Source organism: Streptomyces sp. NPDC048257, assembly GCF_043201855.1.
In the GTDB taxonomy this organism is placed as follows: domain Bacteria; phylum Actinomycetota; class Actinomycetes; order Streptomycetales; family Streptomycetaceae; genus Streptomyces.
On sequence record NZ_JBICZI010000011.1, the window covers coordinates 167,525 to 192,618 of the forward strand.

At 74.6% G+C, this 25,094-nt stretch carries 20 protein-coding genes; 10 read left to right on the forward strand and 10 right to left on the reverse strand.

The genetic code is table 11. The annotated features are described in order from the left end of the window. Positions 1 to 83: 83 nt before the first annotated feature. The 4 genes from ACGFZK_RS22495 (at position 84) to fxsA (ending at position 3,960) form a co-directional block, all read left to right on the forward strand. Positions 84 to 524: an Lrp/AsnC family transcriptional regulator gene (locus ACGFZK_RS22495; protein WP_030030904.1), complete on the forward strand. Its 441-nt coding sequence runs from the start codon at positions 84 to 86 to the stop codon at positions 522 to 524. A gap of 51 nt (positions 525 to 575) precedes the next feature. After that, positions 576 to 2,204 carry an amidohydrolase gene (locus ACGFZK_RS22500; RefSeq protein WP_393850651.1) on the forward strand — a complete coding sequence of 543 codons (1,629 nt, stop codon included), beginning with the start codon at positions 576 to 578 and terminating at the stop codon, positions 2,202 to 2,204. Positions 2,205 to 2,510: 306 nt separating this feature from the next. After that, on the forward strand, positions 2,511 to 3,308 hold the full coding sequence (locus tag ACGFZK_RS22505) for a polyprenol monophosphomannose synthase (protein ID WP_393850652.1): 798 nt from the start codon (positions 2,511 to 2,513) through the stop codon (positions 3,306 to 3,308). Between the two features lie 79 nt (positions 3,309 to 3,387). Next, positions 3,388 to 3,960 carry an FxsA family membrane protein gene (gene fxsA / locus ACGFZK_RS22510; RefSeq protein WP_393850653.1) on the forward strand — a complete coding sequence of 191 codons (573 nt, stop codon included), beginning with the start codon at positions 3,388 to 3,390 and terminating at the stop codon, positions 3,958 to 3,960. A 147-nt stretch (positions 3,961 to 4,107) separates the two neighbouring features. Here the strand turns inward: fxsA and ACGFZK_RS22515 are convergent, their stop codons facing one another. From ACGFZK_RS22515 to ACGFZK_RS22525, 3 genes are all read right to left on the reverse strand, one after another. Further along, the gene (locus tag ACGFZK_RS22515; RefSeq protein ID WP_007262928.1) at positions 4,108 to 4,482 is read right to left on the reverse strand and encodes an RNA polymerase-binding protein RbpA; all 375 of its coding nucleotides are present in this window, start codon (positions 4,480 to 4,482) and stop codon (positions 4,108 to 4,110) included. Positions 4,483 to 4,795: 313 nt separating this feature from the next. Continuing rightward, positions 4,796 to 6,202: an MFS transporter gene (locus ACGFZK_RS22520; RefSeq protein ID WP_393850654.1), complete on the reverse strand. Its 1,407-nt coding sequence runs from the start codon at positions 6,200 to 6,202 to the stop codon at positions 4,796 to 4,798. A 67-nt stretch (positions 6,203 to 6,269) separates the two neighbouring features. Further along, positions 6,270 to 7,040: a glycerophosphodiester phosphodiesterase gene (locus tag ACGFZK_RS22525; RefSeq protein WP_393850655.1), complete on the reverse strand. Its 771-nt coding sequence runs from the start codon at positions 7,038 to 7,040 to the stop codon at positions 6,270 to 6,272. A gap of 228 nt (positions 7,041 to 7,268) precedes the next feature. Here ACGFZK_RS22525 and ACGFZK_RS22530 point away from each other — a divergent pair, with 228 nt between their 5' ends. Beyond that, positions 7,269 to 8,771, forward strand: coding sequence for a PLP-dependent aminotransferase family protein (locus tag ACGFZK_RS22530; protein ID WP_393850656.1), 1,503 nt, complete (start codon positions 7,269 to 7,271; stop codon positions 8,769 to 8,771). Positions 8,772 to 8,834: 63 nt separating this feature from the next. Here the strand turns inward: ACGFZK_RS22530 and ACGFZK_RS22535 are convergent, their stop codons facing one another. Next, a complete protein-coding gene (locus tag ACGFZK_RS22535) occupies positions 8,835 to 10,493 on the reverse strand; it encodes a hypothetical protein (protein WP_393850657.1) in 1,659 nt (552 codons plus the stop codon). A 69-nt stretch (positions 10,494 to 10,562) separates the two neighbouring features. Then, positions 10,563 to 10,757 (reverse strand): hypothetical protein, encoded by a 195-nt coding sequence (locus ACGFZK_RS22540; RefSeq protein WP_008743136.1) that lies wholly within the window; start codon positions 10,755 to 10,757, stop codon positions 10,563 to 10,565. 349 nt (positions 10,758 to 11,106) lie between these two features. On the opposite strand from ACGFZK_RS22540, the gene ACGFZK_RS22545 reads away from it, so the two are divergent. Together ACGFZK_RS22545 and ACGFZK_RS22550 are read left to right on the forward strand one after the other, a co-directional pair. Further along, positions 11,107 to 11,535, forward strand: a complete 429-nt coding sequence (locus tag ACGFZK_RS22545; RefSeq protein ID WP_393850658.1) for an ankyrin repeat domain-containing protein — start codon at positions 11,107 to 11,109, stop codon at positions 11,533 to 11,535. 331 nt (positions 11,536 to 11,866) lie between these two features. Beyond that, positions 11,867 to 13,264 carry a HEAT repeat domain-containing protein gene (locus ACGFZK_RS22550; RefSeq protein ID WP_393850659.1) on the forward strand — a complete coding sequence of 466 codons (1,398 nt, stop codon included), beginning with the start codon at positions 11,867 to 11,869 and terminating at the stop codon, positions 13,262 to 13,264. Positions 13,265 to 13,415: 151 nt separating this feature from the next. Here ACGFZK_RS22550 and ACGFZK_RS22555 read toward each other — a convergent pair whose 3' ends face one another. The 5 genes from ACGFZK_RS22555 to ACGFZK_RS22575 form a co-directional block, all read right to left on the reverse strand. Then, a complete protein-coding gene (locus tag ACGFZK_RS22555) occupies positions 13,416 to 14,417 on the reverse strand; it encodes a hypothetical protein (RefSeq protein WP_393850660.1) in 1,002 nt (333 codons plus the stop codon). Further along, on the reverse strand, positions 14,414 to 14,992 hold the full coding sequence (locus ACGFZK_RS22560; protein WP_393850661.1) for an RNA polymerase sigma factor: 579 nt from the start codon (positions 14,990 to 14,992) through the stop codon (positions 14,414 to 14,416). Before ACGFZK_RS22560 ends, ACGFZK_RS22555 begins: the two co-directional genes overlap by 4 nt. A 73-nt stretch (positions 14,993 to 15,065) precedes the next feature. Further along, a complete protein-coding gene (locus ACGFZK_RS22565) occupies positions 15,066 to 15,938 on the reverse strand; it encodes a biotin-dependent carboxyltransferase family protein (protein ID WP_393850662.1) in 873 nt (290 codons plus the stop codon). After that, entirely contained in the window at positions 15,931 to 16,551 is a 621-nt protein-coding gene (locus tag ACGFZK_RS22570) for an allophanate hydrolase subunit 1 (RefSeq protein WP_393850663.1), read from the reverse strand. The genes ACGFZK_RS22565 and ACGFZK_RS22570 overlap by 8 nt, the downstream gene beginning before the upstream one ends. Beyond that, on the reverse strand, positions 16,548 to 17,315 hold the full coding sequence (locus ACGFZK_RS22575; protein ID WP_393850687.1) for a LamB/YcsF family protein: 768 nt from the start codon (positions 17,313 to 17,315) through the stop codon (positions 16,548 to 16,550). The genes ACGFZK_RS22570 and ACGFZK_RS22575 overlap by 4 nt, the downstream gene beginning before the upstream one ends. 161 nt (positions 17,316 to 17,476) lie before the next feature. Between ACGFZK_RS22575 and ACGFZK_RS22580 the strand changes: the two genes are divergently transcribed. The 3 genes from ACGFZK_RS22580 to ACGFZK_RS22590 all read left to right on the forward strand — a co-directional run bounded on the left by ACGFZK_RS22580 (position 17,477) and on the right by ACGFZK_RS22590 (position 25,058). Then, on the forward strand, positions 17,477 to 18,982 hold the full coding sequence (locus ACGFZK_RS22580; protein WP_393850664.1) for a hypothetical protein: 1,506 nt from the start codon (positions 17,477 to 17,479) through the stop codon (positions 18,980 to 18,982). A gap of 391 nt (positions 18,983 to 19,373) precedes the next feature. Then, positions 19,374 to 20,285: a hypothetical protein gene (locus ACGFZK_RS22585; protein WP_393850665.1), complete on the forward strand. Its 912-nt coding sequence runs from the start codon at positions 19,374 to 19,376 to the stop codon at positions 20,283 to 20,285. A 66-nt stretch (positions 20,286 to 20,351) separates the two neighbouring features. Further along, entirely contained in the window at positions 20,352 to 25,058 is a 4,707-nt protein-coding gene (locus ACGFZK_RS22590) for a hypothetical protein (protein WP_393850666.1), read from the forward strand. Positions 25,059 to 25,094 lie beyond the last annotated feature (36 nt).

Consider the following 25,094-nt stretch of genomic DNA (forward strand, 5'->3'; position numbering starts at 1 on the left):
TGCCTGCCGCAGATGCCTCCAGTGGGCGGACAGCACTGGGCCTGGAGCGCTCTTGGGCCGTAAGTTGAGCGGCTATGAGCGCAATGGAGGAGCTGGACCGCCAGATCGTGGATCTGCTCGTGCGGGACGGGCGGATGAGCTACACGGATCTGGGCAAGGCCACGGGACTGTCCACGTCGGCAGTCCATCAGCGAGTACGTCGTCTGGAGCAGCGCGGGGTGATCCGCGGCTATGCGGCCGTGGTCGACCCGGAGGCCGTCGGCCTGCCGCTGACCGCGTTCATCTCGGTCAAGCCCTTCGACCCGAGCGCCCCGGACGACATCGCCGACCGGCTGGCCGGCGTCCCCGAGATCGAGGCCTGCCACAGCGTCGCGGGCGACGAGAACTACATCCTGAAGGTGCGCGTCGCCACCCCCCTGGAGCTGGAAGACCTCCTGGGCCGCCTGCGCGCCCTCGCCCACGTAGCGACACGCACGACGGTCGTCCTGTCCACCCCCTACGAGGCCCGCCCGCCCCGCGTCTGAGCGGGGACCCGGTGGTCGGGCCGGGGTGGGCGACGCGGGACACTGGTCGGCATGACTGACCGCACCGCCCACTCCGCCGACGCCGCCGGAGCACCGACCAGGACCGTCCTCCTCCGCGGGGGCGAGGTACACAGCCCCGCCGACCCCTTCGCCACCGCGATGGTCGTCGAGCGCGGCCGTATCGCCTGGGTCGGTTCCGAGGGTGCCGCCGACGCCTTCGCGCAGGGCGTGGACGAGGTCGTCGACCTCGGCGGCGCGCTCGTCACGCCCGCCTTCACCGACGCCCACGTGCACACCACCTCCACGGGCCTCGCCCTCACCGGGCTGGACCTGAGCGGAGCGCGCTCCCTGTCCGCCGCGCTGGACCTCGTACGGGCGTACGCCGCGGGCCGTCCGGCCGACCGGGTGCTCCTCGGGCACGGCTGGGACGCCGCCCGCTGGCCCGAGCGCCGGGCGCCGCACCGCGCCGAGCTCGACGAGGCCACCGGCGGCCGCCCGCTCTACCTCAGCCGCGTCGACGTGCACTCGGCCGTGGTCACCACGGCCCTGCTCGCCCTCGTCCCGGGGGTGGGGACCGCCGGTGACCGGCCGCTGACCGGTGACGACCACCACGCCGTACGGCGGGCCGCGCTGGCGGCCGTCACCCCCGCCCAGCGCGCCGAGGCCCAGCGGGCCGCTCTCGACCGGGCCGCCTCCCTCGGAATCGGCTCCGTCCACGAGTGCGGCGGGCCCGAGATCTCCTCCGCCGAGGACTTCACCGCTCTGCTGGCCCTGGCCGCCGGGCGGCCCGGGCCGCGCGTCTTCGGGTACTGGGCCGACCGGGACCTCGAACTGGCCCGGGAGCTCGGGGCCGTCGGAGCCGCCGGCGACCTGTTCGTGGACGGCGCCCTGGGCTCGCACACCGCCTGCCTGCACGACCCCTACGCGGACGCCGCGCACACCGGCACCGAATACCTCGACGTGCACGCCGTCACCGAACACGTGGCCGCCTGCACCGAGGAGGGGCTCCAGGCCGGTTTCCACGCCATCGGCGACGCCGCCGTCACCGCAGTCGTCGAGGGCGTCCGGGCGGCCGCCGAGAAGGTCGGTCTGGCGCGCGTCCGCGCCGCCCGGCACCGGGTGGAGCACGCGGAGATGATGACCCCGGCCACCATCGCCGCGTTCGCGGAGCTGGGCCTCACCGCCTCCGTGCAGCCCGCCTTCGACGCGGCCTGGGGCGGTGAGGACGGCATGTACGCCGACCGGCTCGGCGCCGAGCGCGCCCGCACCCTCAACCCGTACGCGGCCATGCTCAAGGCCGGTGTCCCGCTGGCCTTCGGCTCGGACGCGCCGGTCACCCCGCTCGACCCGTGGGGCACCGTCCGCGCGGCCGCCTTCCACCGGACCCCCGAGCACCGGATTTCCGTACGGGCCGCCTTCACCGCCCACACCCGGGGCGGCTGGCGGGCGCTGGGCCGCGACGACGCGGGCACCCTCGTCCCCGGCGCGCCCGCCGACTACGCGGTCTGGCAGACGGGCGACCTGGTGGTCCAGGCCCCCGACGACCGGGTCGCCCGCTGGTCCACCGACCCCCGCTCGGGCACCCCCGGACTGCCCGACCTGACCCCCGGTTCCGAACTGCCGGTGTGCCTCGCCACCGTCGTCGGCGGGCGGGAGGTATTCGTACGCCCACAGGGGTGATCCGGCGGGCCTCGGTTCGGTACCGGCGGCCGGACCCGGATAGGTTCGGCCGGGTCCACCAAGCAGGAAGTCCGTGCCGGACGACTCCGTCTGCGCAGCGCGCCCGCGCCTCGGGGGCGAGGGAAGGTTTCGCCGGGCGGCGGGTGGCCCCAGGTCGGGGCCCGGCGGTCCAGTAGACAACGGTCACGGCGGCCCGCAGCCAGCGGGCGTCTGACCGGCCCGAAGGACCGCGGGCCCCGATCCCTGTTCTAAAGTCATCCTCTGCGACCAGTCGTACAGGACGTGCAAGAGCACAAAGGGGACTCAGTGAGCGACGGCGGACAGCGGACCTACGGGCCGCTCGGCACAGCCTTGGTGATCATTCCGACCTACAACGAGGCGGAGAACATCGGGCTGATCGTCGGGCGCGTGCGCGCGGCGGTGCCCGAGGCCCACATCCTCGTCGCGGACGACAACAGCCCGGACGGCACCGGCAAGCTCGCCGACGAGCTCGCGATCGGTGACGACCACGTGCACGTCCTGCACCGCAAGGGCAAGGAGGGGCTGGGCGCCGCCTACCTGGCGGGCTTCCTCTGGGCCCTGGAGCACGGCTACGGAGTGATCGTCGAAATGGACGCCGACGGCTCCCACCAGCCCGAGGAGCTGCCCCGCCTGCTGACCGCGCTGGCCGGCGCCGACCTGGTGCTGGGCTCGCGCTGGGTGCCCGGCGGCCGCGTCGTGAACTGGCCCAAGAGCCGGGAGTTCATCTCGCGCGGTGGTTCGACCTACTCGCGGCTGATGCTGAACCTTCCGATGCGCGACGTGACCGGCGGCTACCGCGCCTTCCGCCGCGAGACCCTGGAGGGCCTGGGCCTGGACGAGGTGGCCTCCGCGGGCTACTGCTTCCAGGTCGACCTGGCCCGCAGGGCCGTGCAGAAGGGCTTCCGCGTGGTGGAGGTGCCCATCACCTTCGTCGAGCGAGAGTTCGGCGACAGCAAGATGAGCAAGGACATCCTGGTCGAGGCCCTGTGGCGGGTCACCCAGTGGGGCATCAAGGCCCAGGCGTCCAGGCTGCTGGGCAGGGACGGCGGCAAGGGGACCGGCAAGCCGGGCGGCGGGGCCTGACCGGCACGACGCCCCCTAGGGGATGCCCGGTACCTCCGGCTGAGCTCGCTCTTACGCGTCCCCAGGCACACTGGAGGGCATGACGACCGGCACCCCCACGGCCCCCCGGCGGCGTTCGCCCGCCCGTACGTTCCTCCCCCTGGCGGTCGCCGCCTGGCTGATCCTGGAGATCTGGCTGCTCACCGTGGTGGCGGACGTGGCCGGCGGGCCGGCCTTGGCCGCGCTGCTCGCGGGCGGCATCGTCCTCGGTGCGGTGGTCATCAAGCGGGCCGGGCGGCGTGCCTTCAAGAACCTGGCGAACACCTTCCAGCAGGCCCAGCAGGGGCAGCAGCCCACCCCGCAGCAGCCCGGCCAGGGCAATGGCCTCACCATGCTGGCGGGCCTGCTCCTGATGCTGCCGGGGCTGCTCTCCGACGTGGCGGGCCTGGTCCTGCTGCTGCCGCCCGTCCGGGCCTGGATCGGCCGCAGGGCGGCCCGCTCGCTGGAGCGGAAGATGGCCTCGGCCCCGGCCGGCAGTTTCGGTGACGCCTTCCAGCAGGCCCGTATCCACCAGCCCGACGGCAAGGTCGTCCAGGGCGAGGTCATCCGCGAGGACCGGCCGGGGCAGCAGGACGGCCCCGACCCGGCGTACCGCCCGCCGCTGGCACCCTAGGCCCTGGCCGGGCGAGCTTCGGGGGGCCGCGAAGATCGCCCGGACCAGGGCCCAGGAGGCCAGGGGGATTCGTGGCACGTGAATAGCCGAGGGGCCCCGCCACACAGTGTGTGGCGGGGCCCCTCGGCTTGTGTATCCGTCCGGCTGTCAGGCGGACTTGCGGCTGTCCCGCGGATGCACGGCAATGTTCATGGCGCCGGAACGCAGGACTGCAAGCCTTTCGGCCAGCACTTCCTCCAGCTCCTCGCGGGTGCGTCGCTCCATGAGCATGTCCCAGTGCGTTCGCGCAGGCTTGCCCTTCTTCTCTTCGGGCCCATCCCCGTCCACCAGGAGTGCCATGGCGCCGCACGCCTTGCACTCCCACTCCGGCGGAATTTCTGCCTCAACCGAGAACGGCATCTCAAATCGATGTCCGTTCTGGCATGCGTACTCCACCGCCTGGCGCGGGGCCAGATCGATGCCGCGGTCCGTCTCGTAGCTGGTAACCACGAGGCGCGTACCGCGGAGAGCTCGCTCACTCATGAATCGTGCCTCCCGGGCTTGTCGCCCACAGGACAGGTGTCGCTGTCGTCGTCATCCGGTCAACGTCCGGTCGGCGGTATAGATTCCCGCTCCGGGTCGTGCGTCGCCCGTCGTGCCGCCCCTTGTTGTACCCACCAGTGCCCGTTTTGTCACATCTGGCAGCAGATGTCACCCAACGTCCACGCTTCTTGAGCGCGCAGTAACGGTCCGCCTGGCAGGCCAAAGGCGTACACTACCGGCCCTTTGCTTGAACGTCTAAATTCGTTCGGAATTCGTTCGTGGATCCGGGCGGGGCGCACTCGCGGACCCGCGTTCAGATCCGCTCCGGTACAGGATTGCCTGCCGCCTCCACCGCGCGCCGCACCGGCACTCGCGCCAGGAGCACGAATCCCAGTGCGAAGAAGACCACCAGCGAGATGATCGCGTCCCGGTAGCTGCCCGTGAGCTGGTAGGTCAGGCCGAACACGAGCGGCCCCACCCAGCTCAGCCCGCGGTCGCTCATCTCGTACGCGGAGAAGTACTCCGCCTCCTTGCCCGCCGGCACCAGGTGCGAGAACAGCGAGCGCGACAGCGCCTGGCTCCCGCCCAGCACCAGTCCGATCATCGCCGCGAGTGCGTAGAACCACACCGGAGTCCGGGCCGGCAGGAAGTATCCCGCCGCCAGCGTCACCGCCCAGGCGGCCAGGGAGCCCAGGATCGTCCGCTTGGCCCCGTAGACGCGGGCGAGGCGGCCCATGCCCAGGGCGCCGGCCACGGCCAGGATCTGGACCAGCAGCACCGCCCCGATCAGCGTGGACTGCTCCAGCTGGAGCTCCTCCTTGCCGTAGATGGAGGCCTGAGAGATCACCGTCTGCACGCCGTCGTTGTAGATCAGGTACGCGAGCAGGAACGACAGGGTCAGCGGGTAGCGCCGCATGTCCTTCAGGGTGGCGATGAGCTGCTTCCACCCGCTGACGGCGGGAGCGGCCCCCGGATCCCGGACCACGGCCCGGTCCCGCAGCCGGCGCAGCGGGATCAGCGCGAAGGCCCCCCACCACAGGCCCGCCGAGGCCAGGCAGATCCGTACCGCGTCGCTCTTCGTGAGGCCGAAGGAGTCGTGGCCCAGGAAGAGGACCAGGTTCACCACCAGCATCAGGGAGCCGGCGGTGTAGCCGAAGGCCCAGCCCCGTGAGGAGACGGCGTCGCGCTCGTCGGGTGTGGAGATCTGCGGCAGGTAGGCGTTGTAGAGCACCATCGAGACGGACAGCGAGGCGTTCGCCACGACGAGCAGCAGGCCGCCCAGCAGGTAGCGGTCGCCGCTCAGGAAGAACATCCCGGTCGTCGCCGTGGCGCCGACGTACGCGGCGGCCGCCAGCAGCGGCTTCTTGCGCCCCGTCCGGTCGGCGACGGCTCCCACCATCGGCATCAGCAGGACGGCCAGGATCACCGAGGCCGAGACCGAGTAGGCGAAGAAGGAACCGGCCCGCACCGGGATTCCCAGCGGGTGGACGAAGCCCTCGGGGTCCGCGGCGCTCTTGGCCAGCTCGGTCAGGTAGGGGCCGAGGAAGACGGTCAGCACGCTCGCCGAGTAGACCGAGACGGCGAAGTCGTAGAAGTACCAGCCGCGCTGCTCGCGCTTGCGCTCGGCGGTCGCGACTGTCGCCGCGGTGGCGGCCGCCGTTCTCCCGTCCTCCGCCCCGGGTTCCGCTTCCTCGGTCCTGCTGCTGTCTTCCGCAGTCATGCGGTGTCCCCCTCGCTGGTCCCGTACCGCAGCGGCCGCCGGGCCCGCGCGAGGGGTGAAGGGCGAGTCAGGCCCAGGCCCCGCGCCGGTCCAGCACCGTGCGCAAGATGTCGATCCGGTCGGTCATGATGCCATCGACACCCAGGTCGAGGAGAGCCTCCATGCGTTCCGGTTCGTTCACGGTCCAGACGTGTACCTGGAGTCCCCGTTCGTGCGCGGTGCGTACGAACCGGCGGTCGACCACGCGGATGCCGGACTGGATCTCCGGAACCTGCGCCGCCACCGCACCCACCCGCAGCGCCGCGGGAATGGCGTACGAGCGCAGCCGCAGGCCGACCACCCCGCGCACGCCGTAGGAGGTCGCCAGCCGGGGGCCGGCGATCTTCTGGGCGCGGGCCACCCGGCTCTCCGAGAAGGACCCCACGCAGACCCGGTCCCAGATCCCGGTCCGCGCGATCAGGTTGACCAGCGGGTGCAGCGCCGACTCGGCCTTGACGTCGATGTTCCAGCGGGCGTCCGGGAACTCCTCCAGCAGTTCCTCGAAGAGCGGCAGCGGCTCGGTGCCCGCCACCCGGGCCTCGCGGACCTGCTTCCAGGGCAGCTCGGCGATCCGGCCCCGGCCGTCGGTGACCCGGTCCAGCGTCGAGTCGTGGAAGGCGACGAGCTTGCCGTCGGCCGTGGCGTGCACATCGGTCTCGAAGTACCGGTAGCCCGCTTCGGATGCCCGGCGGAAGGCGGCGGCGGTGTTCTCCAGCCCGTCCGCGGCACCGCCCCGGTGCGCGAAGGGGATCGGAGCCGGGTGGTCCAGATACGGATGGCGAAGGCGTACGTGCGTCACGGCGGCAGTATGCCCCCTGTGACCCGTGGGGCGGGTGCGGCCGGATGGCTGCGTGGTGAACGGGCGCGCCGTCTCGGCCGCACGGCCCCCCGCTGTCGCGCCGTCCCGTACCCCCCGCCACTGGTCCCGGTGGACCCCGACGTGACAGGGTGTGGGGGCGGAAGCAATCCAATGCGGGCCGCGCCCGCCCGCAGGCGAGGCCAATTCGACGAAGGTGGACCGGACAGCATGGCCGAATGGACCTCAGCGGTCGGTGCCGCACAGCTCGCCCGCCTCATCACCTCGCAGCAGGAGCGGCCCAGCGTCCCCGGGGCGCGGAAGCTGCCCGCCTACCGGACCCTCGCCGACGGCATCCGCCTCCTTGTCCTCGAAGGCCGCGTCCCGGTCGCCGCCCGGCTGCCCGCCGAGCGGGAGCTGGCCGTCGCCCTCTCCCTCAGCCGCACCACCGTCGCCGCGGCGTACGAGGCCCTGCGCGGCGAGGGGTTCCTGGAGTCCCGCCGGGGCGCCGGCAGCTGGACCTCCGTCCCGGCCGGGAACCCGCTGCCCGCCCGTGGCCTGGAGCCGCTGCCGCCCGAGTCCCTCGGTTCGATGATCGACCTCGGCTGCGCCGCCCTCCCCGCCCCCGAGCCGTGGCTCACCAAGGCCGTCCAGGGCGCCCTGGAGGAGCTGCCGCCGTACGCACACACCCACGGCGACTACCCGGCGGGCCTGCCGGCGCTGCGCCGGATGCTTGCCGACCGCTATACGGAGCAGGGCATTCCGACGATGCCCGAGCAGATCATGGTCACCACCGGCGCGATGGGCGCCATCGACGCCATCTGCAGCCTCTTCGCCGGGCGCGGGGAGCGGATCGCCGTCGAGTCCCCCTCCTACGCCAACATCCTCCAGCTCATGCGCGCCGCCGGGGTCCGGCTCGTCCCCGTGGCCATGGCCGGCGGCCTCGGCGGCTGGGACATGGACGTCTGGCGGCAGGTGCTGCGCGATTCGGCCCCCCGTCTCGCCTACGTGGTCGCCGACTTCCACAACCCCACCGGGGCCCTGGCCTCCGAGGACCAGCGCCGCGCCATGGTGGAGGCCGCCCGGTCGGCCGGCACCGTCCTGGTGGCCGACGAGACGATGGTGGAGCTCCAGCTGGACCCGGACCTGGAGATGCCTCGCCCGGTGTGTTCCTTCGACCCGGCCGGCAGCACGGTGATCACCGTGGGTTCCGCGAGCAAGGCCTTCTGGGCGGGCATGCGGATCGGCTGGGTCCGCGCCGCCCCCGACGTGATCCGCAGCCTGGTCGCCGCCCGCGCCTACGCCGACCTGGGCACGCCGGTGCTGGAACAGCTCGCGGTGAACTGGCTGATGCGCACCGGGGGCTGGCAGGAGGCGGTCGGGATCCGCCGCCGGCAGGCCCGGGAGAACCGCGACGCGCTGGTCGCGGCGGTGCGCCGGGAACTGCCGGACTGGGAGTTCGACGTCCCCCGGGGCGGGCTGACCCTGTGGGCCCGTGCGGGCGGGCTCTCCGGCTCCCGGCTGGCCGAGGTGGGGGAGCGGGTCGGCGTACGGGTGCCCTCGGGGCCGCGGTTCGGCGTCGACGGCGCCTTCGAGGGCTATGTCCGGCTGCCGTTCACCGTGGGCGGGCCGGTGGCCGAGGAGGCCGCCTCCCGGCTGGCGGCGGCGGCCCGGCTGGTCGGCACGGGTGCGGGCGGCAGCGGGGCGGAGCCGCCGCGCACGTTCGTGGCGTAGCGGAGCCGACGGCCCCCGCCGCGGGTCAGGGCGCCTCGGCGGCGACCTGGCCCCCGCCGCGGGTCAGGGCGCCTCGGCGGCGACCTCCGGGGCCTCCGCGGCCTCCGGGATCCCCGCCGCGTCGGCGGCCGGGCCCTGCCCCTGGGCCGGCGGCAGCCCCTGGAGCGGCTTGGTGAGCGCCGTGGGGTCCTGGCCGCCGGCGCCCGGGCCGCCCTGCTGCCGCTCCGGCAGCAGCTCGAGCACGGCCTGGCGGTACGCCGGGTGGGTGGCTTCGTCGTACGGGTCCGGGGTGGCGGGCACCTGCAGCCGGTGTACGGGCCCGGTGCCGAGCCGGGCGTACCCGCGCCCCGGCGGTACCTGCGCCGTCGGGGTGGTGTGCGGCGGCAGCCCCAGGACGTCGGCGATCTGCTGGATGGCGGCGGGCCCGAGCACGACGCGGGCGCGGGTGTGCTGCCAGACGGCGTCGTTCAGCAGTTCCAGGTGCCCGAACTGCTCGGCCACCACCACCGTGACGTGCGCGGGCCGGCCGTGCCGCAGCGGCACCTGCAGCTGGGCCAGCGGGTCGGGGCCGCCCTCGGCGACGGCGAGGTGGGCCAGCACGCTCGGCTGGTCCAGCAGGATCCACAGGGGCCGCCGGGTGTCCTCGGGCGCGGGCCGTCCGACCTCGCGTGCCCGGTGGGTGGCGATGAGCCGCCGTTCGGTCTCCCGTGCGGCCCATTCCAGGGTGGCCAGCGCCCCGGTCGGCCCGCACTCCACGGCGAGGACGCCGCTGCGGCCGGACAGGCAGGAGTACTCGCCGCTGCCGCCGCCGTCCACGATCATTACGTGGCCCCCGTGCCGCAGGGCCTGCAGGGCGACGGAGCGCAGCAGGGTGGAGGTGCCGCTGCCGGGCTGGCCGACGGCGAGCAGGTGGGGCTCGGTGGAGCGGGGCCCGGTGCGCCAGATGACCGGTGGCACGTCCCGCGGCTCGTCGCCCTCCAGGACGGGCAGGGTGCGCTGGACACTGCCGGCGTCGGTGAAGCCGAGGACGGTCTCGCCGGGGGAGGTGACGAACTGCTGGGCGGCGATGCCCGTCGGCAGCGCCGCCAGCACCCTCAGGTCGAGCTGGTTGCCCTCCTCGTCCCAGTCGAAGAGATACTCCCGTCCGCGCCCGGACTTGGCGTGCAGCAGTGCCTCGATCCGGGCCCGTGAGGTGGCCTCGCCGTCGGTGAAATAGGCCGGGTAGCGGATGTGGAGCCGGGTGATGCGGCCCGCCTCGTCGAACTCGTAGCCGCTGAAGGCCGTGTCCCAGTCCCCGCCGTGGGCGAAGAGCGGACTTGGGTCCTCCGGAACGGAGAAGTACGGCACGAGGGCTTCGTAGAGGGAGCCGAGCCGTTCGGTCTCGGCATCGCTGGGTCCGGTCTTCGCCGGGGTGCGGTCGCGTCCGTGCCAGGCCGCCGCCGCCATGAGGGTGAACAGGGCGAGGAGCGGGCCGTAGGGCACGAGTGCGACCACCAGGACGCAGGCGGCTCCCAGGAACAGCGCGGGACCACGCTTGTCCTTGGGGGTCTGCGACCACCGGCGCCGCCCGGACGCGGCCAGGATGCGCAGGCCGCGTCCGATGACGAGGAGCGGATGGAGGACGTCCGTGGCACTGTCGGCGGCCGTGCGAGCGAGGTCGCGGCCCCGGGTCAGCGACGCGGTGCCGCTGCTGAGGATGCGGGGAAGTGGGCGCCGGACCACGGGCGTCTCCTGGAGTTGTGGGTGTGACGGTGTTTCGGGTGCCGCTGGTGTCGCTGGGTGATGGCCGGGCTAGAGCTTGATCCCGCCCAGCAGGCTCGCGAGGCTCGCCGTGCTCGCCGTGATGCTGGGGGCGATGGCGGAGCCGGCGAGGAAGAAACCGAAGAGCGCGCAGACGAACGCGTGCGACAGCTTCATCCCGTCCTTCTTGAAGAAGAGGAAGCAGATGATGCCGAGCAGGACCACGCCTGAGATGGACAGGACCATGAGGTTTTCTCCTGGTTGGTGGGGACAGTCGCCATCAGTTCTTCCAGGCTCACAGGAAGTATCAATGCGACAAAAGGTGCATACGGGTGAATCCAGGAGTTTTTCACTTGACCGGCTCAGCCCGGCTGGCGTGCCCGGCCCGCCCGGCGAGCCGGAGGGCCGAGGGTGATCATTGCCTCGGCCCGGCCCGGACATGTGCAGGCCAGGGCGCTACTCTGGCGATTCACCCGTACGGACGCAGCGCCGTGCACCCCCCTGCCCGCTCGGCCCCGAGCGGGACTCGGTGGCGTGACGGCGGGTGGACCATGTCGGCAACGAGTGAAATTCGAGTGAAAGGCGGTTACGAACGATGAGCGAGCACGCCGCAGAGGGCTCCGGCTCCGGTTCCCAGGACGTCCCCGACGAGGACGTCATCGAGCTGGCCACCAAGATCTTCGACCTCGCGCGCCAGGGTGAGACCGAGACGCTCACCGCCTACCTGGACGCCGGTGTCCCCGCGAACCTCACCAACGACCGCGGTGACACCCTGGTCATGCTCGCCGCCTACCACGGCCACGCCGACGCGGTCTCGGCCCTGCTGGCCCGCGGCGCCGAGGCCGACCGCGCCAACGACCGCGGCCAGACCCCGCTCGCCGGTGCGGTCTTCAAGGGCGAGGAGGCCGTCATCCGTGCCCTGCTCGCCGGAGGGGCCGATCCGGAGGCCGGAACCCCGTCCGCCGTGGACACGGCGCGGATGTTCGCCAAGGCAGACCTGCTGGAACTTTTCGGAGCCAAGTAGTCCGGTTTTGCCTGGGATCCGGACCGGCCCGGGCACATCCCGACCTCACAGGTTGGTCACGGCAGCCATAAATGTGGTCGCGGCGCACAAACCGGCTGGGTCATCATGGCGTCGGATTCGATTCGCGAGCACGGGGGACGGGCAGAAGCGGGCGAGACACGAAGGGTGTACCGGCCGGCCCGGCCTCCATGGTCACGAAGCACCGACGAGAGTGAGAAGGCAATGGTCTACATCGAGCGGAACATGACGGCGGACGTCCTCACATGCTGTTACGCGGCCCTGTGAATCCCGATTCCCGGTTGCGTCCCCAGCTTGATTTGAGGCCATTCCCATGTTCGAACCAGTCATAGCGCCGAGCGGTACCCTGCTCGGGCTCCTTCAGCGGGGCCGCGGCGACGGCACGCTGCACGCACTCGCGGCACCCAGGGCGGAGGCCCTCGAGGCCCTCAACCAGTGCGTGCTCCGCGATCCGCGCCAGGACTGGCAGGTCGAGAACCGCTCCTTGTACTACGCCCGGCTGTACCTGGACCTCAGCGGTCCCCTGGGCGAGATCGAGGCCCACCTCTTCAGCGCCGACGACCTCGTCGACGAGGAGGACCACCGCACGGGCCTCGCCCTGTCCGTCCTGGGCCACCTGGCCTCGTACGGCCGCGACGACGCGCTCATGCTGCTGCGCCGCTACGCGGCCTCCGGGGCGAACTGGGCCTGGGCACTCGACGAGCTGGCACTGCGCGACGACGACGAAGGCCTGCGGTCCCTGGCCGCGGCCGTCCTCGCCCGCTTTCCCGCCACGGCGGAGGGCGAGGCGCGGCTGGCCGCCGCCGTCCGCGATGCCTACGAGCCCCGCCCGTGGTGCCTGTGGGAGGAGACCCCGCAGTACGGGGAGCGCCTGCGCGCCGCCCGTCAGCAGGGCTCCTTCGACCGCTGGCAGCGGCAGATGACCCCGAGCGGGCCCCGGCCCGGCTGGGGAGTCCAGGCCGTCTTCGACTGGGCCGCCGACGGACTGCGCCGCGGCACCCCGCTGCACGTCCCCGCAGCCCGCTGCCTGGCCGCAGTGGCCCAGCCCGAGGACCGCTCCGCCATCCTCGCGGCCGCCGCCGGCGCCGACGGCGAGGCCGCCCGGGCCACCGCCCTGCACCACCTGGTCGTTGCCGAACCGGACAACCCGGCCGTCCTCGACCTCATCGAAATCGCCGCCGACGAGCCCGCCGTGGCCGCCTTCGAGCGCATGTGCGGACCCGGGGCCGTCGAACGGGCCCGGAGCTGGGTCCACCGCCCCGACGCGCTGGGCGAGGCCGCCGCGGCCACCCTGGCCGCCCGCGGCGGGGCCGAGGACGCGAGCCTGGTCCTGGGCGCCCTTCGTTCCACGGTCCGCGGCTCCGGCCCGGACACCCGGCGCCTGTTCACCCTGGTGGACGGGGCCGGCCGCCTCGCCATCGGCTGCGCGGCCCCCGTGCTGCGCCACATCTACCGCGAGACGGCCTCGTCCCACCTGCGCGGCCGGACCGCACGGGCCCTGGCCAGCACCGACCCCTCCTTCGCGGCGGGCTTCGCCGTCGAGTGCCTGTGGGACTGCGAGGAGACCACCCGCGAGGTGGCGGCCCGCCACGCCGAGACGGCCGACGCCCGCGTCGCGCCCAGACTGCGCCGCCTGGCCACCGATCCGGCGGAGGAGGAGGACGTCCAGTCGGCCGTCCGCAGCCGCATCGCCCCGGAGTCCGCGGTGTAGCCGACGGGCCGCCGTACGGTCCACGCACGCACGGGCGACGCCCGTGGCCGAAGCGGCACGGGCGCCCCCTGCGCCCCACGGCCACGGGCGTCGTTTCTGCTTGACGCACGGGCGCCCCGGCCCTGAGGGGGCCGGGGCGGAGGTGCGGGACCTACTGGGACGGCGGAGCGGGCGGCGCCCCGTCACCGGCGAAGTAGTCGATCTCGCAGGGCGTGACCTTCGAGGTCTCCTTCACGCCGTACCCGACGCCGGGGCCCGACGCACGCGCCCACTTCGTGAACACGAGGGTGTATCCCGGCGGGACCGTCTTCGAGTTGATCCTCAGCGGTCCCTCGGGCCGCCTGCCGCTGATCTCGGCCTCGGGATCGGCCTGGGGGCCGCGGTACCCGCCACCCTCGTGCGTGCACTCCGACTTGGGCTTCTTCTCGGTCACCATGACGCTGACCCCCTGCGCCTGGAGCGTTCTGACCACCTCGGGCAGTTCGGCAGCCGTGGGCACGGGGACCTCGACGGTCGGGCCCGGGTCCTTGCTCGCGGCCCCCGATCTCAGCAGTTCCTCCAGCCCCTCGGAGTAGTCGATCGAGCAGGACGGCACCTTGGAGGACTCGACCACGCCGAAGCCGAACCCCTGCTCACCCAGCGGGTAGTAGTCCGACCACCGGATCGTGAGCGTGTGGCCCGGCGGGACCGTCTTCGCATTCACCTTCAAGACGAACTCGTCGTCGTTGTGCTGGAGGACCTCGGCCTCGCGGTCGGCCTGCGGACCGCGGTACCCGCCGCCGAGCTCGGAGCACTGCGAGCGCGGACGCATCGGGACCAGCGCGACGGAGACCCCCCGGGCCTTCAGCTGGTCCACCAGCGACGGGATCTGGTCGTGCTCGGGCATTTTGAAGCGCAGGGAACCGTCCGGGTCCTTCTTGATCTCCGGCTCGTTCGCCGGCCGCTTCGTCGGGCCGTCCGCGGGCCGGGAGCCGTGGTGGGTGCTGCCCGGCAGGGCCATCACGGCGACCACCACGGCCGTGGCGATGCCCACGGCGAGCGGGATGCCGTACCGGCGGGCACGCGTGGGGGCGGGGGCCGGTGTCACTTCCGGGAGGCGGGCCAGGAGCGCGGCCTTGAGCCGGTTCTCGAACCCGCTGGGCCTGGTGCTCATCGGGCTGCCTCCACATGCGGTTCGGTAACGGCGGCGGGCCCGGCTCCGCGCAGCGCGCGGCGGGCCCGGTGCAGGCGGACGCGTATCGTCGCCTGGGTGACGCCGAGCGCCTGCGCGGCCTCGGCCGGGGTGAGCTCGTCGACCACGACCAGGTCGAGCGCCGCCCGCAGCGGTTCGGACAGCGCGGCATGACGCTCGGCCAGGTCCCTGAAGGCCCGCTGGGCGTCGATCCGCTCCTCCAGCGCGGCCACGTCCTCGTCGTCGAGGAGCCGGCGCCCGCTGAGGCGCGCCAGCGCGCCGCTCTCCCGGGCCCGCCCGCGGGCGTGGCCGGCGAGGACGTTCCGGGCGATCCCGAACAGCCAGGCGACCGGCACTCCCCTGTGCTGCCGGTAGCCCTTGGCCGATCCCATCGCCGCGAGGAAGATGTCCGCCGTCAGATCCGCCGCCAGGTGCGGATCGGCGACCCGGCGGGTGACGAAGCCGAGCACGGCGTCGACGTGTTCCTCGTAGAACGCGCCGAATCCCTCGGGCGTGGTGAGATCCGGCGGACCGGTCTCCTGTCGTGGGCTGCGCACCCGGTTCCTCCCCTGAGGCGGGGACCCGGGCGGCCCCCTCACCCCGTACTTGGCCGAAGCCGCCCCGAACGTTTCATCCGGCCCTCACGAACCTCACCGGAACCCCCGGCCGGGCCTGCGCCGCCGCGTCCAGGGCCGGGCCCGGCGGGACCACGCCCACCACCGGGTAGCCGCCCGTCACCGGGTGATCCGCCAGGAACACCACCGGCAGCCCGTCCGGCGGCACCTGGACCGCGCCCAGCACCATGCCCTCGCTCGGCAGTTCGCCCACCCGGGCGCGGACCAGCGCGGAGCCCGCCTCCGTGCGCAGCCCGATCCGGTTCGACTCCGCCGACACCCGGAACGCCGCCCGCCACAGCCCGGCCAGCGAAGCCTCCGTGAACCAGTCCGCCCGCGGCCCCGGCCGCAGCGGGAGCACCAGCTCCGAAGGCGCCCCGGGCAGGCCGCAGGCGTCCGCCCCGAGGGCCGGGTACGGCTCCGGACCGGCGGGAGCCAGCGGCAGCAGCATCCCGGCCGACAGGACCGGCGGCCCGAGCCCCGACAGCAGGTCCGTCGAGCGACTGCCCAGGACCGGCGGAACGCCCAGGCCTCCCCGCACCGCGACGTAGCTGCGCACTCCCGACTCCGCCCGGCCCACCTCCAGCTCCGCCCCGGCCGGGAGCCGGACCGGCGCTCCCCAGGCCACCGGGCGACCGGAGATCCGTACCTCACAGGGCGCGCCCGTGACCGCCACGCCGGTCGCAGCCAGGGCCCGCAGCCCGACCCCGTCCAGGGTCGTCTCCAGCGCCGCCGCGCCCGGCGGGTTGCCCAGCAGCCGGTTGGCCAGCGCGTACGCCGCCGTGTCGAGCGCTCCCGAGCGCGGGACCCCCAGGTGCGCGTATCCCGGGCGCCCCCGGTCCTGGACCGTGGTCAGCGCCCCCGGCCGCACCACCAGCAGCTCAGTCACGGCCGTCCTCCGTGAACCGCACCCGGACCCCGGGCGCGAAGAGCGCCGCCGGTTCCCGCTGCGCGTCCCAGAGCACCGCGTCCGTGGAGCCGATCAGCTGCCAGCCGCCGGGGGAGGAGCGCGGGTACACCCCCGCGTACTCCCCGGCCAGGGCCAGCGAGCCCGCCGGGACCGTCGTACGGGGCGTTTCGCGGCGGGGGAGGTGGAACCGCTCCGGCAGCCCCGTCAGGTAGCCGAAGCCCGGTGCGAACCCGCAGAAGGCCACCCGGAAGACGGTCGCCCCGACGATCTCCGGGACCTCCCGGGCGGTGACCCCCCACAGCCGGGCCACCTCCGCCAGGTCCGGGCCGTCGTACCGCACCGGGACGGTGACCTGCGGCCCCTCCGTCCGCGCGAGCGGCGGCACCTCCCACCGTGCGATCCGGGCACCGAGGGCGGCCGGGTCCTGTACGCCGTCCAGCAGGACGGTCCGCGCGGCCGGTACGAGGTCCCGTACGCGCCCCAGCTCGCCCGTGTCCCGGCGGCGCAGCAGCTCGGCGTGGAGCGCGGCCACCTCCTCCGCCGAGTCCAGCTCGAGCAGCAGCCCGTCACCGCCCACCACGAGCGCCCTCACGCGAAGGCCTCCACCCGGACCCCGGCCGCGGCCAGCGCCTCCCGGACCCGGCGGGCGATCCCGGCCGCGCCCGGGGTGTCCCCGTGCAGGCACAGGGAGCGCGCGGCCACGGGGACCGCGGCCCCGTCGGCGGCCGTCACCGCCCCCTCGGCCGCCATCCGGACGGCCCGCGCCACCACCACGTCCGGGTCGTGCAGCACCGCACCCGGCTCGCCGCGCGGGACCAGCGTCCCGGCGGGCGTGTAGGCGCGGTCGGCGAAGGCCTCCGGTACGGGGGTCAGCCCGGCCTCCTCGGCCGCCGCCAGCAGCAGGGACCCGGGCAGCCCGAGCACGGGCAGGCCCCCGGTGGCACCGGATCCGGCGGCCAGCCGGACGCCCGCGACCACGGCGGCGGCCTGGCCGGCGTCGTGCACGGTGCGGTTGTAGAGCGCGCCGTGCGGTTTCACGTAGGACACCCGGGAGCCGGCCGCCCGCGCGAACACCTCCAGCGCCCCGATCTGGTAGGCCACCTCGTCGGCGAGCTCACCGGGCGGCACGTCCATGGAGCGCCGGCCGAAGCCGGCCAGATCGCGGTAGGACACCTGCGCGCCGATCCGTACGCCACGCTCCACTGCCAGCTCGCAGACCCGGCGCATGATGGACGGGTCCCCGGCGTGGAAGCCGCAGGCCACATTGGCGCTCGTCACGACGGAGAGCAGGGCCTCGTCGTCGGTGAGCGTCCAGCGCCCGAAGCCCTCGCCGAGGTCGGCGTTGAGGTCGATCACCGGAGTGGATGCGATCATGGAATCCATGCGCTGAGCGTAGAGCAGCGGGCCGGCGGAGCCACCGGGTCCGGGCCGGGTGCGCCTCGGGGTCCGGGTCGGGGACGATCCGGCCGAACCATGCCGTTTGGGATGTTGTCAGCAACAGGACCTAGTCTTTGTCCGTGACTCTCCCCGCCCCGGCGAAGACCCTTCCCTCCCCGGCGCCGGGCCCGGCCGCCGACGAGGGCCTGGCCCGGCGGCTGCGCGCCCTCGCCTGCACCGCCCCGCTGCACGACCTCGACGTACGCAAGGCCAATCTGGCGGGCGAGTACGGGGTCTACGCGATGGCGGAGGTCGCGCTGGCCGCGATCGACCTGGTCACACTCAACATGGACTTCGACACGGGCGCCGACCACGAACAGATAGTGGCCAGGCTGCTGCCGCGCGTCGCGGCCCAGGCCCCGTCCCGCCCGGCGGCCGAGCACGAGCGGGTGGCCCGCTGGGTGCTGGAGAACCTGATCAACGTCGGCAGCGTGGACCGCGGCTTCCGCGCGATCTACGGCACCTTCGGCCCCGACGGCGTCTACGTGCGCCGGGACTACGACTTCAAGCTGATCGAAGAGGTCCCCGGCTACGGCGGCGCGGTCTACCTGCGCACCACCGACGAGGCCGTCAACGTCCTGGTCGGCGCGCTCGACACCGACGTCACCAGCGCCCAGATCGCCGCCGAGGTGAAGCTGGAGGTGCTGATCAGCCGCGGGCGGCTGGCGGACGCCCAGCTCGCCGCCGAGCAGGCCCGCTACCGGACCGTCCAGTACGCCGAGACCCTGCGCCGCACGCTGGACGCGACGCGCCGCAACGTCCGGGCGGTGGACTGGCTCCAGGCCGTGCCCGACATGATCGCCGAGGCGCTGGACCACGTCGCCGACCGCTACCGGCACGAGAACGCGATCCTCACCAACATCCGCAAGGCGCGCGACGAGGCGGAGGAGCCGGAGAACAAGCGGCGTGCGGCCGAGCTCGTCGACATCGTCAAGGACTGCATCCGCCGCCACACCCAGCTCCAGTCCAGGCTGCTGGACGCCGGCCCGCTGTTCCGCGCCGAACAGGACCGCCAGGCCTTCGCGGCCCCCGCCCCGCGCTCCGGCATCGACCTGTACGGACAGCTCGTCGCCCCGCTCCTGCCGCTCCCCGTGGCGCAGGCGAGCCGGGTGACCACCGCTTTCTTCGCCTCCGGCGCGGGGCTGCGCACGCCCGTCTCGGTGCGGGTCGCGGACCTGGTCGAGATCCTGCTGACCCCGCCGGTGGAGCGCGAGCACCTCGGCGCGGAGATGCCGGAGCCGGACCTCATCGCCACGCCGGACGACAGCCGCTTCAGCGAGGAGCAGCTCGCCGCCGCGATGGGGCTCCTGGACCTCCCGCACGACGCACCGCGCCGGCTGTCCGGCCTCCTGGCGGAGGCCCGCCGCAGCGATCCGGACCTGCCGTACCTGGTGGCCCTGCTGGCCGTCCACGCGGCGAGCCCGGCCGTCGGGACGGCCTACCGGCAGGGGGAGGAGCGGCTGCTGTTCGCGGTCGACGACGGTACCCAGCTCGAGGACCCCGAGTTCGGCGGCGCGGACCTCATCGTCGGCACCGCCCTCCTGGACGCCGCCGGCATGGCGGCGGACCGCGCGGAGGCGTCGTGACCGGCGTCGCCTCGGCCTGGCGCGGGATGCGCGCGCACGCGGCTGCGCTGCCGCACCGGGCCATTTCAGCCCCGCCGGCTCCGGATTCAGCCCCGCCGGCGTTTGGGGCGCGGGGTCTGGGGCGGCGCCCCGGGAAACCCGGCTCCGCCGGGCACCGGGCTCTGCCCGGACCCGCGCCTCAAACGCCGGCGGGGCTGAATCGGGCGGACCCGACCAGCGCCGCCGCCGCAGCGCGCCGCAGCCGACCCGTCGACCCCACCCGCACCGCCGGCACCGTCCGCACCGCCGACCCCGCCCGCACCGCTGGCACCGCCGGCACCGTCCGCACCGCCGACCCCGCCCGCACCGCTGGCACCGCCCGTCGTACCCGTACCGCCGAGGAGACCCACCCGTGAGCGACCACCACGCCGAGCCCCCCGCGTGGAGCGAGCCCGCGGCTCCCGCCTCCCTCACCACCGCCCCCGTCGCGGCCGCGAGCCCGGCGGTGACCCCCGCCGACGCCGCCGACGCGGCCCGGCTCGTCGCCTTCGGGCTGCAGCCCAAGCTGCTCCCCGCCCGGGACGCCGAGTACACGGAGCTGCTCCGCCGCTACCGCGAGGACCCCGCCTTCGGCCGCCTCGCCGATGCCGTCGCCACCGGCCTCGGCCTCGTCGTCCTGGAGGTGTCCCCGCGCGCCGGCATGGCCGTGGCCGCCGGCGAGGACTCCGTCTTCGCCGTCCGTATGGGCGACTACGCCCGCCGCACCGCCGCCGACTCCGCCGACCGCTTCCTGCACGGCCTCGCCCACCTCGCCGTCGCCGCCCTGGCCTTTCCGCGCCCCGAGGACCTCGCCGACGACGGCTACATCGGCCGCATCACCGTCAACGGCGTCGACGCCTTCGTCCGGCAGACCTGCCGCCGCCTGGAGGAGCGCGCCGAGGAGCTCGGCGAGAACACCGACCCGGCCTCCGACGCCCCCGGCCTGGAAGCCGCCTGGCGCGTCTACGCCCGCCGCAGCGCGACCGGCGCCACCAAGGACGCCCGCCGCCTCGCAGGCTCCACCACCGGCATCGTCGGAAAGGCGGCCGCCTTCCTCACCGACTCCGGTTTCCTCCAGCGCACCGGGGACGAGGCCGGCGGCACCTACCGCACCACCCCCCGCTACCAGCTCCAGGTCCGTGACATGGCGGGCAGCGCGGCCATGGGCGAGCTCCTGGAGCTCGGCGTGGTCCCCGTCGGCGACGGCTGCGCCACCCTGCTGCCGCCGCCCGAGGGCGACGACCTGGACCTGGCCGCCGACGCCGGGCTCCCGTTCCACGCCTGAGCCCCGAGCCCGAGCCCCCGTCCCCGTACGCCCTGCCTCACCCAGACACCACGAGAGTCCGCCGCCATGTACGAGCTGTCCCGGATCCGCCTCTACTCCATCGGGCCCGCCGGTGCGCGCTACGCCGACACCGTGCTCGACCTGCGCGGAGTCGGCGAGCCGGTGCCCCACCCGGCGCCGGCCCAGGCGGAGTTCTTCGAGGACGAGCCCACCGGTCCGCCGCGCCGCCCCGCGCCCGCCGGTGTGCTCTTCCTGGAGAACGGCGGCGGCAAGTCCGTCCTCCTCAAGCTGATCTTCTCGGTGATGCTCCCGGGCCACCGCAACACCCTCGGCGGCGCCAGCTCCGGCGTCCTGCGCAAGTTCCTGCTCGCCGACGACTGCGGCCACGTCGCCCTGGAGTGGCAGCACACCCAGACCGGCGAGTGCGTGGTCGTCGGCAAGGTCAGCGAATGGCGCGGCCGCCAGGTCTCCAACGACCCGCGCAAGTTCGCCGAGGCCTGGTACTCCTTCCGCCCCGGCCCGGGACTGAGCCTCGACAGCCTGCCCGTCGCCGAGGCCACCTCCGTACGGCCGCCCGTCGAAGGCGTCTCCGGCGCCCAGGGCCGCCGCCGCACGATGAAGGGCTTCCGCGACGCCCTCACCGAGGCGGGCAAGGCGTACCCGCACCTCGAGGTGTACTTCGAGGAGATCCACGACCGCTGGAACGAGCACCTCACCGAGCTCGGCCTCGACCCCGAACTCTTCCGCTACCAGCGCGAGATGAACGCCGACGAGGGCGAGGCCGCGGGCCTCTTCGCGGTCAAGAAGGACTCCGACTTCACCGACCTCCTGCTGCGCGCCGTCACCGACACCCGCGACACGGACGGCCTCGCCGACCTCGTCCACGGCTTCGGCAACAAGCTCGGCCGCCGCGCCGAGCTGATGGCCGAACGGGACTTCACCGCTGGCTCGGTGGACCTGCTCACCCGCATCGTCGAGGCCGCCCAGGCCCGCGCCCGGCTGCGCGACGTCCACGCGGGCGCCGAGCGCCGTACGCGCACCCTCGCCCGGCGGCTGTCCGCCCGCGCCGCCGAGGAGCGCGGCCGGGCCGCCGACCTCGCCCAGCAGGTCACCGGCGCCGCCCACCAGGTCACCGCCGCGGAGTCCGCGCGCGCCCGCAGCGCCGCCGTCTCCGCCGAACTCGCCTACCGGCACGCCTCGCTGGCCCTGACCGTCGCCGACAAGGCGGCCGCCGCCCAGCGCCGCGAACTCCTCGAAGCCCGCACGCTGCACTCCGCGTGGCAGGCCGCCGAGAACGTGCTGCGCCACCGGGCCGCCGCCGACCGCTCCGCCCGGGTCGCCGCCGCGATCCTCGAGGCCGAACGGGACGCCGCCCCGGCGCTGGCCGCCCGCGCCACGGCGGCCGGCGAGCTCGTCCGGGCCCTGCACACCGCCGCCGAGCATGGCGAGCGGCTCGCCAACGAGGAGGAGGAGCGTTCCGCCGCCCTCCAGGACACCGGCGAGGCCGCCCACCGCGACGCCACCGCCGCCGCCACGGCCGCCCAGCGGGCCCGCAGCGAGGCCGAGCACCTGCGCTCGCGGCTCGCCGAGGTCCAGCAGGAGACCGCCGAGGCCGTCCGCGCCGGCTGGCTCGACGACACCGCCCCCGACGCCGACCCGGCCCGCGCGGCCCTCGCCGCCACCGACGCCGAGAAGACGGCCGTGGCCGCCTGGGACGAGTCCCGGGAAGCCGCCCGGGCCGCCGCCGAGGCTGCCCGCGAGGCCGCCGCCGCGGAATCCCGCGCCGAGCTGACCGCCGCCCGGGCGGCGGACGCCGCCGATGCGGCCGAGGCCGCCCACGACGCGGAGCACCGGGCCGCGGCCTCCCTCGCCGAATCCCCCCGCCTGGCGGCCCTGCTGGGCCTCCCGGCGGTCCCCGACGCCTTCCTCCCGCACCCGCGCGCGGGTGCGCAGGCCGACGCGGCCGTCGCAGCCACCGCCTCCGGCGCAGCCGGGCACGGCGGAACCACCGGCTCCATCGACGCCGGCCACACCGGGACCGCCACGGCCGGCGGCCTGACCGTCGCCGACCTCGACCGCGGCGCCGACGACCTGCGCACCCTGCTCACCGACGGCGTCGCCGCCGCCGAACGCCAGCTCTTCGAGCTGCGCACCGCGGCCGCCGACGACGCCCGCATCCTCGGCGCCCTCGGCGACGGCGGCCTGCTGCCGCCGGGCCCGGACGTCCTCGCCACCGTCGAGTACCTCGGCGAACACGGCATTCCCGCCCTCCCCGGCTGGCGCTACCTCGCCCAGTCCGTGGACCCCGCCGACCACGCCGCCGTCCTCGCCGCGCGTCCCGAACTCGTCGACGGCGTCGTCATCACCGACCCCGACACCCACGGCCGGGCCCGCGAGGTCCTCACCGGTGCGGCCCTGCTGCCCCGCTCCACCGTCGCCGTCGGCACGGCCGCCGCCCTGCTGGCCCCGCTGCCGCCGGCCGGCGCCGACACGGACTCCGGGGTGTTCCTCGTACCGCCGAACCCGGCCATGCACGACGAGCACGCCGCCGACGAGGAGCGCCAGGCGCTGCGTGGCCGCGCCGCCGCCCGCGACACCGAGATCCGCGACCTCGCGGCCCGCCTCGCCGGGGACCGCGAGCTCGCCGCCCGCCTTGCCTCCTGGCGCACCGGCTGCCCGCCCGGCCGCCTCACCGAGCTCGCGGAACAGGCCGCCGCCGCCCGGATGTTCGCCGAGGAGACCGACGCCGAGCTCGCGGAGGCCCGTACCGCACGCGCCGAGGCCGACGAGGCCGCCGCCGACGCGGCCCGCGTCCGCGAGGAGCGCCAGGACACCGCCCAGCGCGCCCGCCGGGTCGCCGACGCCCTCGCCGGGCTCGCCTTCCGGCTGCGCGAGCGCGCCGGCTGGCAGGCCAAGCTCCGCGAACTCGCCGACGACGCCGCCGAGTCCGAGGCCCGTGCCGAGGTGTGCCTGGACCGGGCCCGCGCCGCCGACGAGGACCGCCGCGCCGCCCAGCGCGCCGCCGACGACGCCCGCCGCACCGCGCGCGCCCTGCGCGCCGAACGCGCCGAGATCGCGGGCGCCCCCGACCAGCTGCCCGACGGCGACGGCCCGCGTGCTCCGCTGCCCGACCTGCGCGAGGCCTACCGGGCGGCCTCTCAGCTCTACGAGAAGGTGGGCGTCGGCGCCGACCTGCGCGCCGAACAGGCTCGCGCCGAGAGCGACGAGAGCGCTGCCCTGGCCGAACTCGACCGCCTCACCAACAAGGTCCGTACCCGGGCCGCCCAGCTCCTCGAGGGCACCGACGGCGCCGACGGCCCCTCCCGGCAGGCCGCGGCCGCCCGGGCCGAGGCCCTCGTGCAGATGCTGGAGACCCGCGCGTCCACCGCCAGCGAGCAGCTCGGCCGACTGCGCGGCGAGGCCGAACGGCACGCCCCCGCGGAGGGGGAGGCGCACACCGAACTCCCCGAGGAGCTCGTCCCCGAGGACGTCGAGCAGGCCCAGGCCCTGCTGCGGACGGCCACCGCCCAGCTCGGCGCGCACACCGCCGCCGTGGAGAGCGCCCGGGCCGCCCACGCGGACCTGCTGCGCGCCCACCGCACCGCCGAGGACGGGGCCGGCGGCTTCGACGAGACCGCGGCGCTGCTGCGGGACCTGCTGCGCGACCACGCGCACGCCGAGGACGAGCAGGAGCCGGTGCCCCACCAGGGCACCCTGGAGGAGGCCCGCCAGTCGGCCACCGAGGCCCGCCGCTCCCTGCGCGGCTGCGCGGCCGACCTCTCGGCGGCCGAGTCCGCGGTGCGCGAGGCGAGCGACATCCTGGTCCGCCACGCCAATGCCACCCGCTACGAGCAGGTACGCACCCCCGCACGCCAGCAGATCCGCGAACTGCCCGCCTCCGCCCTGCCCGAGCACGCGGCGGCCTGGGCCGCGGCCTTCGCACCCCGGCTGCGCGTCCTGACCGACGAGCTGGCGCAGCTGGAGCGCAACCGCGACAGCATCGTCGACCGCCTGCGCGGGCTCGTCGAATCGGCCCTGGCCACGCTCCGCTCCGCGCAGCGGCTCTCGCAGCTCCCGGAGGGCCTGGGCGAATGGTCGGGCCAGGAGTTCCTGCGGATCCGCTTCGAGGAGCCCGACCAGGCCACGCTCACCGAGCGGCTCGGCGAGGTCATCGACGAGGCGACCCGCGCGGCCGTGAAGAAGAACAGCACGGCCTCCTTCGGCGAGGGCCGCCGTGACGGCATGTCCCTGCTGCTGCGGGGTGTCCAGGCGGCCCTGGAGCCCAAGGGCATCTCGGTGGAGATCCTCAAGCCGGACGCGGTGCTGCGCGCCGAGCGGGTGCCGGTGGGGCAGATGGGCGACGTGTTCTCCGGCGGGCAGCTGCTGACCGCCGCGATCGCGCTGTACTGCACGATGGCGGCGCTGCGCAGCAACGACCGCGGCCGCGACAAGCACCGGCACGCGGGCACGCTGTTCCTCGACAACCCGATCGGCCGCGCGAACGCCACGTACCTGCTGGAGCTCCAGCGAGCCGTCTCCGACGCGCTCGGCGTCCAACTGCTCTACACGACGGGCCTCTTCGACACCACGGCGCTCGCCGAGTTCCCGCTGGTGATCCGGCTGCGCAACGATGCGGACCTGCGGGCGGGCCTGAAGTACATCAGCGTCGAGGAACACCTGCGCCCGGGGCTGCCGCAGCAGTCAGCGGAGGCGGAGACGATCCACGGCGAGATCACGGCCACCCGTATGTTCCGCCGCAGCGCCGTCTCCTGACGCCCGGCACCCCCCGGGTCGGTGCCTGACGCCGCC